Source organism: Streptomyces phaeofaciens (assembly GCF_014648915.1).
In the GTDB taxonomy this organism is placed as follows: domain Bacteria; phylum Actinomycetota; class Actinomycetes; order Streptomycetales; family Streptomycetaceae; genus Streptomyces; species Streptomyces phaeofaciens.
Genome location: NZ_BMSA01000003.1, coordinates 233,481 through 245,353, shown reverse-complemented (window position 1 = coordinate 245,353; position 11,873 = coordinate 233,481). Strand labels below are relative to the sequence as shown.

The window sequence follows — 11,873 nt, the reverse complement described above, 5'->3', positions numbered from 1 at the left end:
ATCCGTCCGCTTCCGGTCGCCCGCAAGAAAGTAGCTTGCAGTTAAGTTGCTTAGTGCTAAGCTATTTCCATGCAGAGGATCACGACCGTCCTGCTCACCGCCCTCGCCCCCGTCTCCTGGGGCACCACGTACGCCGTCACCACCGAGTTCCTGCCACCCGACCGGCCGCTCTTCACCGGCCTGATGCGCGCCCTGCCCGCCGGGCTGCTGCTGCTCGCCCTCGGCCGGGTGCTGCCCCGGGGCGTCTGGTGGGGCAAGGCCGCGATCCTCGGCGCGCTGAACATCGGCGCCTTCTTCCCGCTCCTCTTCCTCTCCGCCTACCGGCTGCCCGGCGGCATGGCGGCGGTCGTCGGCTCGGTCGGGCCCCTGTTCGTGGTCGGCCTCTCGGCCCTGCTGCTGGGCAGCCGGCCGACCGTACGGACCCTGCTGGCGGCGGTGGTCGCCGCGGTCGGCGTCAGCCTGGTCGTGCTGAAGGCGGCCGGGGCGCTGGACGGGCTCGGTGTGCTGGCCGCGCTCGGCTCCACCGCCTCCATGTCGGCCGGTGTCGTCCTGACGAAGAAGTGGGGCCGCCCCGAGGGCGTCGGCCCGCTGGCCCTCACCGGCTGGCAGCTCACCGCGGGCGGTCTGCTCATCGCGCCCGTCGCCTTCCTCGTGGAGGGCGCCCCGCCCGCGCTGGACGGCCGCGCGGCCGCCGGCTACCTCTACCTGGCGCTCGCCAACACCGCGGTCTCGTACTGGCTCTGGTTCCGCGGCATCGGTCGCCTGACCGCCACCCAGGTCACCCTCCTGGGCCCGCTCTCCCCGCTGACCGCGGCCGTCGTCGGCTGGGCCGCCCTCGGCCAGTCCCTGACCCCCCTCCAGCTCACGGGCATGGCCCTCGCCTTCGGCGCGACGGTGGCGGGCCAGCTCGCCACGGGCGGCCCGCGCCGGGCGAAGACGGCGCCCTCGACGACCCCGACGGCTCCGACCACCCCGACGGCTCGGACGTCCCCGACGACCTCGACCGCCGCGAGGCGTCCGGAACCCGCTCACCGGCTCACCGGCACCTGAAGGCCACGGGGCCACGGGGCCACGGGGGCACGGGAAAGGGCGCCCGGTGCGACACCGGGCGCCCTCGCCTCCGTACGGGAACCGGGTCCCCGTTCCGGCGGGACCTACCGCGCGTCCGCCGCCTGGGCGTTCAGCGCGCGCTCCACGCCCGAGCGGGACTCCGAGACGAGGCGGCGCAGGGCCGCGTTCGGCTCGGCGGCGGCCAGCCAGGCGTCCGTCCGGTCCAGGGTCTCCCGGGAGACCTGGATCGTCGGGTACAGACCGACCGCGATCTGCTGGGCGATCTCGTGCGAACGGGAGTCCCAGATGTCCTTGACGACCTCGAAGTACTTGTCCGTGTACGCCGCCAGCAGCTCGCGCTGATCGGTCTGGACGAAGCCGCCGATGACCGCCTCCTGGACCGCGTTGGGCAGCTTGTCGTCCTCGACGACCGACGCCCACGCCTCGGCCTTGGCCTCCGGCGTCGGACGCGCGGCGCGGGCGGTGGCCGCGTGGCGCTCGCCGGCGGCCGTCTTGTCCCGCTCGTACTCGCCGGCGATCTCCGCCTCGTCGAACCGGCCGACCGCCGCGAGACGCTCCACGAACGCCCAGCGCAGCTCGGTGTCGACCGCCAGGCCCTCGATCGTCTGCGACCCCTCCAGCAGGGCCTCCAGGAGGTCCAGCTGCTCCGGCGTCCGGGCAGTGGCCGCGAAGGCGCGGGCCCAGGCCAGCTGGTGGTCGCTGCCGGCGTCGGCGGACCGCAGGTGGGCCAGCGTGGCGTCGGTCCAGCGGGTGAGCAGGGCCTCGCGGGCGGTCGGGTCGGCGTACAGGTCGATGGCGAGCTTGACCTGACGGTGCAACGACTGGACCACGCCGATGTCGGACTCCTTGCCGATGCCGGACAGCACCAGGGCCAGGTAGTCGCGGGTGGGCAGTTCGGCGTCCCGGGTCATGTCCCAGGCCGACGCCCAGCACAGGGCGCGGGGGAGCGAGGACGCGAAGTCGCCGAGGTGCTCGGTGACGAACGCGAGGGACGCCTCGTCGAGGCGGACCTTCGCGTACGACAGGTCGTCGTCGTTGAGGAGGACGACGTCCGGCCGGCGCCTGCCGACCAGCTGCGGCACGGCCGTCAGCTCGCCGTCGACGTCCAGCTCGATGCGCTCGTCGCGCACCAGCTTGCCGCTGTCGTCGTCGAGTTCGTACAGACCGACGGCGATACGGTGCGGACGCAGGGTCGGCTCGCCCTTGGCGCCCGCCGGAAGCGCCGGGGCCTCCTGGCGGATGGCGAACGAGGTGATGACGCCGTCCGCGTCCGTCTCGATCTCGGGGCGCAGGACGTTGATGCCGGCGGTCCGCAGCCACTTCTCCGCCCAGGTGCCCAGGTCGCGGCCGGAGGTCTCCTCCAGCGCGCCCAGCAGGTCGGACAGCCGGGTGTTGCCGAACGCGTGCCGCTTGAAGTACGCCTGCACGCCCGCGAAGAACGCGTCCATGCCGACGTACGCGACGAGCTGCTTCAGTACGGACGCGCCCTTGGCGTAGGTGATGCCGTCGAAGTTGACCAGGACGTCGTCCAGGTCACGGATCTCCGCCATGATCGGGTGGGTGGACGGCAGCTGGTCCTGCCGGTACGCCCACGTCTTCATGGAGTTGGCGAACGTCGTCCAGGAGTGCGGCCAGCGCGACCCGGGCGCGTACGCCTGGCAGGCGATGGACGTGTACGTGGCGAACGACTCGTTCAGCCACAGGTCGTTCCACCACTCCATGGTGACCAGGTCGCCGAACCACATGTGGGCCAGCTCGTGCAGGATGGTCTCGGCGCGCAGCTCGTACGCGGCGTCCGTCACCTTGGACCGGAACACGTACTGGTCGCGGATGGTCACCGCGCCCGCGTTCTCCATCGCGCCCGCGTTGAACTCCGGGACGAACAGCTGGTCGTACTTCTTGAACGGGTACGCGTAGTCGAACTTCTCCTGGAACCAGTCGAAGCCCTGCCGGGTGACCTCGAAGATCGCGTCCGAGTCGAGGAACTCGGCCAGGGACGGGCGGCAGTAGATGCCGAGCGGGACGCTCTGCCCGTCCTTCTCGTACACGCTGTGGACCGAGTGGTACGGCCCGACGATCAGCGCGGTGATGTACGTGGAGATCCGCGGCGTCGGCTCGAACACCCAGACGTCGTCCTTGGCCTCGGGCGTCGGGGAGTTGGAGATGACGGTCCAGCCGGTCGGCGCCTTCACCGTGAACTGGAAGGTGGCCTTGAGGTCCGGCTGTTCGAACGAAGCGAACACCCGGCGGGCGTCCGGCACCTCGAACTGTGTGTACAGGTAGGCCTGCTCGTCGACCGGGTCGACGAACCGGTGCAGGCCCTCACCCGTGTTCGTGTAGGCGCAGTCGGCGACGACACGCAGGACGTTGCGGCCCTCCAGCAGCCCGGACAGCGCGATCCGGGAGTCCTTGAACGCCTCGGCCGGGTCGATCGGGTCGCCGTTGAGCGTCACCTCGTGGACGGCCGGTGCCACCAGGTCGATGAAGGACTCGGCACCGCCCTCGGTGACGTCGAAGCGCACCGTGGTCGCGGACCGGTAGGTGCCGCCCTCCTGCGCGCCGGAGAGGTCGAGATCGATCTCGTACGAGTCAACGGTGAGCAGCTTCGCCCGCTGCTGCGCCTCTTCGCGAGTCAGGTTTGTGCCAGGCACGCGGTCATCTCCTCGTTATGTGTGGGTTGCGCCATCCTTCCACGGGACGGCTGCCTGGGGCGACGACGTTCCTGGGGTGCCGGTGTCCGTTGCCGCCCGCCGGGTGTCCGCTCTCCGGGACGGGGTGGGAAGCGTCCGCCCCGCGCTGAATGGTGGAGGCATGTCGTCCACCACCCCCACCTCGGTCTCCCCGGGCGCCTCTCCCACTCCCGCGGGCCGCTGGGCCCCCGTGCTCGCGCTCGGCGGGGCCACCTTCTCCGTCGTCACCACCGAGATGCTGCCGGTCGGGCTGCTCACCTCGCTCGGCGACGGGCTCGGCGTGTCCGCCGGGACCGCCGGGCTCGCGCTCACCCTGCCCGGACTGGTCGCCGCCGTCGCCGCGCCGCTGCTGCCGGTCGCCGTGCGGCGCGCCGACCGGCGGGGCGTGCTGTGCGCGTTGTTGCTGCTGCTCGCGGTGGCCGACCTGCTGTCCGCGCTCGCCCCGGACGTGATCGTGCTGCTCGTCGCCCGGGCGCTGGTCGGGGTGTGCATCGGCGGGGTGTGGGCGGTCGCCGCCGGGCTGGCGGTACGACTGGTGCCGGCGGCCTCCGTCGGACGGGCCACGGCCGTCGTGTTCAGCGGGATCGCCGTCGCCTCCGTGCTCGGGGTGCCGGCCGGTACGGTCCTCGGCGCGACGGCCGGCTGGCGGTGGGCCTTCGGGGCGCTCGCCCTCCTCGCGGTGGCGGTCGCCGGGACGCTGGCCCTCGCACTGCCCCCGCTGCCCGCCGAACACGCGGTGGGCGTGCGGGAGTTGGGGCGGGTGGCGGCCGTTCCCCGGGTACGTCGGGGGCTGGTGGTGGTGGGGCTGCTGGTCACCGGCCACTTCACGGCGTACACGTATGTGCGGCCGGTGCTGGAACGGGTGCCGGGGCTCGGGGCCGGGGAGGTGAGCACCCTGCTCCTCGGATACGGGGTCGCCGGGCTCGTCGGCACCTTCGCCGCCGGGACGCTCGCCGCCCACGACCCGCGGCGGACCCTGTGCGCCGTCGCGGCCGGGGTGGGGCTGGCCGTCGGCCTGCTCGTCCTCGCGGGCGGCTCGCTCGGGGCGTCGGCGCTGCTGCTGGTGTGCTGGGGGCTGGCCTACGGCGGTGTGTCCGTGTCCGCCCAGACCTGGCTGTCGGCCGCCGCGGTGCCGCGCGCCCGGGAGGCCGTGTCCGCGCTGTCCGCCGGGGTGTTCAACACCGCGATCGCCCTCGGCGCGTTCGCCGGCGGGCGGGTGGCCGACGCCAGGGGAGTGACGGAGGCGCTGTGGCTGGGGGCGGGGCTGGCGCTGCTGGCGCTGCCGCTGACCAGGCACCGCGACTGACGAACACCCCGTCCGGAAACCGCCGGTGACACCGGCCGGGCGGCGGGACGCTGGACCGTATGGACATCGACTACGAGGTGCGGGCCGTTCCCGCCGAGGTGCGTGCACAACTGCTGGTCGCCGACGACTTCGGACGGGCCGCCGTCCCCTTCGCCGACCCGGAGGGCGGGGCGCCGCTGCGGTGCTGTCTGCGCCGCAGCGAGGCGGGCGAGTCCCTCGCCCTGGTGAGCTACGCGCCGTTGCGGCGATGGGCGGCGGGCACCGGGACCGACCCGGGGGCCTACGACGAGCAGGGGCCCGTGTTCGTGCACGCCGGGGAGTGCCCGGGGCCGGACGGGGACGAGCCGTACCCCTTCGGCGGGGCCCACCGGGTCGTGCGGCGGTATTCACCCGAAGGGCGCATCCTCGGCGGGACGCTCGTCGGGGCCGACGGGATCGAGGACGGGGTCCGTGACGCGTTCGACGACCCGGAGGTGGCGTTCGTCCACGTCCGGGCCGTCGAGTACGGATGCTTCCTCTACGAGGTCGGGAGGCCCTAGGGGGGCGTCTCCCTAGGAGGCCGGGAGGCCCTAGCCCTTCAGCTCGCGCGCCACCAGCTCGGCGATCTGCACCGCGTTCAGGGCCGCGCCCTTGCGGAGGTTGTCGTTGGAGATGAAGAGGGCGAGGCCGTGCTCGACGGTCTCGTCCTGGCGGATGCGGCCGACGTACGACGCGTCCTTGCCGGCCGCCTGGAGCGGGGTCGGGATGTCGGTGAGGACGACGCCCTCGGCCCCGGCCAGCAGCTCCGTCGCGCGCTGCGCCGACAGCGGCCGCGCGAAACGGGCGTTGACCTGGAGGGAGTGGCCGGAGAAGACCGGGACCCGCACACAGGTGCCGGAGACCTTCAGCCCGGGGATCTCCAGGATCTTGCGGGACTCGTTGCGGAGCTTCTGCTCCTCGTCCGTCTCGTCCAGGCCGTCCTCGACGATGGAGCCCGCGAGCGGGATCACGTTGAAGGCGATGGGGCGCTTGTAGACCTGCGGCTCCGGGTAGTCGACCGCCTCGCCGTCGTGCGTCAGCTTGTCGGCGTCGGCGATCACCTTCTGCGCCTGGCCGTGCAGCTCCGCCACGCCCGCGACACCCGAACCGGACACCGCCTGGTAGGTGGCGACGACCAGCGCCTCGAGGCCCGCCTCCGCGTGCAGCGGCTTCAGGACCGGCATCGCGGCCATCGTCGTGCAGTTCGGGTTGGCGATGATGCCCTTGGGGCGGTTCGCGATCGCGTGCGGGTTCACCTCGGAGACGACGAGGGGGACCTCCGGGTCCTTGCGCCAGGCCGAGGAGTTGTCGATCACCACGGCGCCTTGCGCGGCGACCTTCTCGGCCAGCGCCTTCGACGTGGCGCCGCCCGCCGAGAACAGGACGATGTCCAGGCCCGAGTAGTCGGCCGTCGATGCGTCCTCCACCGTCACGCCGTCCAGCTCCGTGCCCGCGGAACGGGCCGAGGCGAACAGCCGCAGCTCGGTGACCGGGAAGTTCCGCTCCTTGAGGATCCTGCGCATGACCGTGCCGACCTGACCGGTGGCTCCGACGATTCCGACCCTCACGGCGACTCCCTCTGTCTCGTTACGTACGTATTGCCTGGCCGTGGCTTTTCCATCATGCGGCCGACCCCGGCCCACCTGTCCAATTCTTTGGCCGGCATGCCCGAGGGCTGGGACGCCCCGCCGCGGCGCCCGGTTGCGGAACTCCCGCCCCCACACCCCCTGAGCTGGAGAAATTCGCCCCTCGGCCATCTGGCGCCGCAAGCTGTGCTGCCCCGTGGCGCGGTGTGACGTACGCCTCTGAACACATTCCCACGGTTCCGTCGAACGTTTCGGCGCGCTACGGCGTCGTAGAGGCAACGCGGCGAGGGGAGGGGTGTCTGTGCTGCGCAGAATCGCCCGCCGCGTCCAGGGCGCCGAACACGGCGACCCCCTGGACGCGGCGCAGGAACGCCGGGTGCGGGCGGTGCTCGCCCTGGGCGGGGTACCGCAGGCGGACCTGCTGGACGGGGTACAGCAGGTCCGCCTGCGGCTGCTGGAGCGCGCGGCGAAGGGCCACGAGGCCCCCCGTGACGTCTCCGCGTGGGCGGCGGTCGTCGCCTCCAACCTCGCCATGGACTGGCACCGCGCCAAGCGGCGCCAGGAACGCCTCGGCGAACGGCTGGCCTCGCTGCGCCAGCACGAGTCCCCCTCGGGCGAGGACACCAGCGTGCTCTCCCTCGCCGTCGCCGAGGGGCTGGACGATCTGCCGGACGCCCAGCGGCAGGTCGTCGTGCTGCGCTTCTTCGCCGATCTGCCGGTGCGCTCCATAGCCCAGGAGCTGGGCGTCCCGGAGGGCACGGTCAAGAGCCGGCTGCACACGGCGGTCCGCGCCCTGCGCGCCCGCCTGCACGAGGACGAGGTGGTGTGACATGCCCGCCGAGAACGAACACGGCCCCGCGCACGACAGCTACGACGGCATGGACGCCCTCATGGCCGCGCTCACCGAGGCGCCCCTGTCCGACGAGGCCCGGGCCGACCCCGGCTATCTCGCCGCCCACGGCGCGGCCGTCGCCGACCTGGCCGTGCTCCGCGAACAGCTCGGCCTCCTCGCCGACACCCTCACGGAACCCGCCCCGGCAGCCGCGCCCGCGGAGCGGGCCACGGCCGTCGTACGGCCCCTGCGCCGGCCCCGGCGGCTCGTCCCCTTCGCCCTGCGCGCCGTCGGTGTCGCCGCCGCCGGTGCCCTGGTCGTGGGGTCCGGCTGGCTGGTGCTCCAGGCCGGCGGGGGCGCGTCCGACGACTCCGGTGCGGCCAGCAGCGCCGACAGCGCCGGCAAGAGCGCCGATCAGGAGGCCGCGGGCAGCGCCTTCGGGGACCCCGGCTATCTGGCCTGCGCCGGGCTGGTCGTCGAGGGCGACGTGACGGCCGTCGAACCTGTGCCGGGGACGGCCGACGAGCGCGTCACCCTGCGCGTGACCCGCTCGTACAAGCCGCAGGACACCGGGAGGGAGGGCGAGGAGGTCGGCTTCGTCCTGACCGAGGACATGGATCCGCTGGTCGCCGAGGGGGACCACGTCCTGGTCGCGCTGGAGCGAGGATCGTCCTCCCCGGACGTCTGGACGGTCGGTGAGGCCGACATCGCCGCCGAACGGTCGGCGCTGCTGCGCGCCCTGCCCCAGGCGGCGGACACGGGCTGCGGGTGAGACACCCGCAGGGGGCGGTCCCTGGTACGACGAAGGGGCGGGCGCCCGTACGGACGCCCGCCCCCTCAGCCCTGTGCCGTTACGGCGTGACCTTGCCGATGGCCACGTTGCCGACGCCCGCGACGGTGCCGCGCGCGTTGACCAGCTGGACCTGGCCGAAGAAGGCCCGGCCCTCCGGCGCGGGGGCCGCGGCGGTGACGGTCGCGGAGACCGACGCCGAGGCGCCCGTGGCCAGCTTCACCGGCGTCGACTCGTCGACGCCGACGGTGCCGAGCGAGGACGAGAAGAACACGTCCAGGTAGTCGTACGCCGTGCTGCCGGACGGGACCGAGTAGCCCGCGACCTCGATGGTGTACGTGCCGGCGGCCGGCGACGGGATGGAGACCGCCTCCTCCGAGTCGCCGTCGGCCTGCTGCGCGACCTGCTTGCCCGCGGCGTCGTAGACCGTCAGGTCGAGGTCGGCGGCGGCGTCCGAGACGTTGCCGATGGAGACGTCGAGGGACTTGGCGCCCGCCGGGACCTCGACCGTGGTGGTCTGGTTCTCGTGGTTGGCGATGGTCGGGCGGGCCGCCTTGGAGGAGCCGAGCGGGCCGCCGGCCAGCTTGCCGTCGATGGCGGCGAAGTTGTTCGTCACCTTCCAGGAGACGGGGGCCGGGGTGCCGACCTTCGCCTCGGGCACGGTCACGGTCGCCGGGTCGAACACGGCACCGTAGACGGTGACGTCCAGCTTGTACGGGTTGTCGAGCAGCGGCGAGGTGCGGCGCGACTCGACCTCGATCTCCCAGACGCCCGGCTGCGGGTCGGCGTAGGAGCGGGCGTCGGGCTTGCAGCCGTTGCCGTCGAGGTAGTTGTTGTAGCAGTAGATGGTGGCGCTGTCCTCGACGGCGACACCGTACGGGTGGATCGAGATGAACCGGGTCTGGCTCTTGTCCTTCAGCCCGCCGATGGCGACCTCGAGGGAGGTGGCGCCCTCGGGGACGGTCAGGAAGTAGGACTGGAAGCTGTTGCGCTGCACGGTGTTCTTCGCGGAGAAGGTGTGCGCCACCGGCGTCGAGACCACGACCGTGTTGAGGATCTGCTTGTCGATGCCCTCGGTCTTCGGGTCGTCGACCTCCAGGATCGCGCTCTTGAGCCCGGCGGACTTCGGCGCGGCCTGGATCGTGACGGTGACCGGCTTGTTCAGGCCCAGCTTCACCTCGTCGGAGCCGACGATCCGGAAGGTGCCGGCCGCGTTGTTCTCGAGGTGCAGCTCGTGGCGGATCGCCTTGTCGGCACCGGTCGTACGGGTGACGGTGACCTCGTACGTCTTCTTCTGGCCGGCCTTGAGGCCGCCCTCACGGTCGTAGATGCCGGTGCCGAAGCCCGGCGTCTTCAGCGCGAAGTCGAGCGCGGTGTCGACCGGGGCCTTGACCGTGTACTCGTGGGCCGTGGCGCCCTTCCTGATGGACTTCCAGGCGTCCACGATGTTGATGGCGCCGGCGCCCTCCTCGTAGGCCTGGAGACCCCTGATGTGGTCCGCGGTCGAGGTCAGCGCGGTGCGCAGGGTCGCCGGGGTGAGGGCGATGTCCTTCTGCTTGGCGGCGGAGATGAGCAGCGCCGAGGCGCCCGCGGCCTGCGGGGAGGCCATCGAGGTGCCCTGGAGCATGGCGTAGCCGGCCGGCAGCTTGTAGCCCGACTCGGCGACCGGGGCGCCCGGCAGCCAGGTCTGGACGGTGTTGATCGCGGCGCCCGGGGCGACCAGGGTCGGCGTGAAGCCGCCGTCCTCACGCGGGCCGCGGGAGGAGAAGGGCAGCAGCGCGTACTTCTTCTTCACCTGCGAGCCGTAGTTGGCGGCCCAGGTCTCCTTGGAGATGGCCGCGCCGACCGAGATGACCTTGTCGGCCAGGCCGGGGTCGCCGATGGTGTTGGCGCCGGGGCCCTCGTTGCCGGCCGAGATGACCAGCTGGACGCCGTAGGTGTCGATCAGGCGGGTGTACAGCTCGGCGCGCGCGTTGTTGCCGTCGTTCAGACCGGGCAGACCGCCGATGGACATGTTGACGATGTCGACGCCGCGGTTGGCGACGAGGTCGATCATGCCCTCGGTGAGCGCGACGTTGGAGCAGCCGGCGCCGAAGACGCAGGCGCGGGAGGAGACGATCTTCGCGCCGGGGGCGGCGCCGTTCATCTTCCCGCCGAACAGGCTGTTCGCGGCGGTGATGCCGGCGACGTGGGTGCCGTGCTCGCTGGAGATCATGCCGATGTTGACGTAGTCGGCCTTGTTGCCGGCCGCGTCGTAGACGACGTCCTTGCGGGTCTCCACGACGAACGGGATGCGCTCGGCGACATCGGTCGCCGGGTCGTCCGTCCCGAACCAGCCGCTCTGGAAGCCTTCCTTGTACGGCTTCATGGCGGCGTCGTCGGTGAAGTCGAGGTTGTCGTTCGCGTCGACGCGCACCGTGTTCGTCGCGGCGTCGTAGAGCACGCCCCAGGCGTCGGTGGTGTCGCCGTCGCGGTTGACGTCGCCCAGCTGGTCGCCGCCGGTGGTCGCGGACTCGTAGAAGTAGTTGAACCGGTACGAGCCGGCCGGGGCCTTGAAGGTCTCGGCGACGCCGGTGGTCGCGGGGGTCCGGGTGAACTGCGGGCCGTCGGCCACGTTCGTCATCCGGCGCCAGGTGAGGTCGCCGTCGGAGACCGGGTCGGTCGAGGTGACCCAGTCGACGATCTTGCGCTCGCCGGTGGTGGTCTTCTGGAGCGCGGGGTGCGACAGGTCCACACCGGAGTCCAGGACACCGATGGTGACACCGCGGCCGTCCGCCTTCGGGTTCTTCTTCACGAAGTCGACGGCACCCGTCTCGAAGGACGGGTTGTACGGGTTCTCGGCGGGGGTGTTCCTGCCCGGCGCGGGGTAGGTCTTGGCGCTCGACGTGCCCTTGGCGCCCTTGGCGGTGTCCGCGCCCGGCGTCGGGTCGTCCAGCGGGATGTCCTCGCGCAGGTCGATGGCGTGCACCGAGGAGAGCTTCGCGGCGGCGGCGATGGCCGCGTCGGCCCGGTCGGTGGGGACGGTGGCGCGGACGTAGCCGACCTTGTCGAAGGTCCGGCCCACGAGCCCGCCCTTGACGGCGTCCAGCTGCGCGGCGACCTGCTCGGTGCTGCCCGGCGCGGTCGCGACCATCATCGTGACGTTCTTGTCGCCGTCGGCCTTGGCCTCGGCGAGGAGGTCGGCGTCGTCGGAGCCGAGCTTGGCGGGGGCGGACTTGGCGCCCGGGTCGGCGGCCGGGGTCTGGCCGGCGTCCGCGGCGAAGGCCATGGGTATGGGTCCGGCCGCGGACAGCGCGGCCACCAGGCCCGCGGCCACGGCTATACGGACCACGCGTCTGGCGCCCGGGGCGGCTTCGCGCTGGGGGGAGAAGGTCATCGGCATCCCTTGTACGTAAAGGAACGAGCGTCGGGCGAACGGGCTGGTCATACCCGATCGCGAACGTCCGGAATGTGGACCCGGACGACCGCAAAGCTTTACGTAAGAGGCGGTTGTTTGGGGAGCGTTGACCGAATCGATATGGATGTATGGGGAAAACCCTCTACGTGAACCCTGTATGGGCGGTGTCCGTACGCTGTGCGC

At 72.2% G+C, this 11,873-nt stretch carries 8 protein-coding genes; 5 read left to right on the top strand and 3 right to left on the bottom strand.

Annotated elements, in window-relative coordinates:
- Positions 1–69: 69 nt before the first annotated feature.
- On the top strand, positions 70–1,050 hold the full coding sequence (locus tag IE275_RS08005) for an EamA family transporter (protein ID WP_189709146.1): 981 nt from the start codon (positions 70–72) through the stop codon (positions 1,048–1,050).
- A gap of 104 nt (positions 1,051–1,154) precedes the next feature.
- On the opposite strand, the gene pepN is transcribed toward IE275_RS08005, so the two are convergent.
- Positions 1,155–3,722, bottom strand: a complete 2,568-nt coding sequence (gene pepN / locus IE275_RS08000) for an aminopeptidase N (RefSeq protein ID WP_189709144.1) — start codon at positions 3,720–3,722, stop codon at positions 1,155–1,157.
- Between the two features lie 160 nt (positions 3,723–3,882).
- Between pepN and IE275_RS07995 the strand changes: the two genes are divergently transcribed.
- Both IE275_RS07995 and IE275_RS07990 read left to right on the top strand, forming a co-directional pair.
- Positions 3,883–5,067 carry an MFS transporter gene (locus tag IE275_RS07995; RefSeq protein WP_189709142.1) on the top strand — a complete coding sequence of 395 codons (1,185 nt, stop codon included), beginning with the start codon at positions 3,883–3,885 and terminating at the stop codon, positions 5,065–5,067.
- 59 nt (positions 5,068–5,126) lie between these two features.
- Positions 5,127–5,606 (top strand): DUF1203 domain-containing protein, encoded by a 480-nt coding sequence (locus IE275_RS07990; protein ID WP_189709140.1) that lies wholly within the window; start codon positions 5,127–5,129, stop codon positions 5,604–5,606.
- A 30-nt stretch (positions 5,607–5,636) separates the two neighbouring features.
- Here IE275_RS07990 and IE275_RS07985 read toward each other — a convergent pair whose 3' ends face one another.
- On the bottom strand, positions 5,637–6,653 hold the full coding sequence (locus IE275_RS07985) for an aspartate-semialdehyde dehydrogenase (RefSeq protein ID WP_189709139.1): 1,017 nt from the start codon (positions 6,651–6,653) through the stop codon (positions 5,637–5,639).
- Between the two features lie 319 nt (positions 6,654–6,972).
- On the opposite strand from IE275_RS07985, the gene IE275_RS07980 reads away from it, so the two are divergent.
- Together IE275_RS07980 and IE275_RS07975 are read left to right on the top strand one after the other, a co-directional pair.
- On the top strand, positions 6,973–7,500 hold the full coding sequence (locus IE275_RS07980) for an RNA polymerase sigma factor (RefSeq protein WP_373299181.1): 528 nt from the start codon (positions 6,973–6,975) through the stop codon (positions 7,498–7,500).
- A 1-nt stretch (position 7,501) separates the two neighbouring features.
- Positions 7,502–8,275, top strand: a complete 774-nt coding sequence (locus IE275_RS07975) for a hypothetical protein (RefSeq protein WP_189709135.1) — start codon at positions 7,502–7,504, stop codon at positions 8,273–8,275.
- A gap of 79 nt (positions 8,276–8,354) precedes the next feature.
- On the opposite strand, the gene IE275_RS07970 is transcribed toward IE275_RS07975, so the two are convergent.
- Positions 8,355–11,669 (bottom strand): S8 family serine peptidase, encoded by a 3,315-nt coding sequence (locus IE275_RS07970; protein WP_189709133.1) that lies wholly within the window; start codon positions 11,667–11,669, stop codon positions 8,355–8,357.
- Positions 11,670–11,873: the final 204 nt, after the last annotated feature.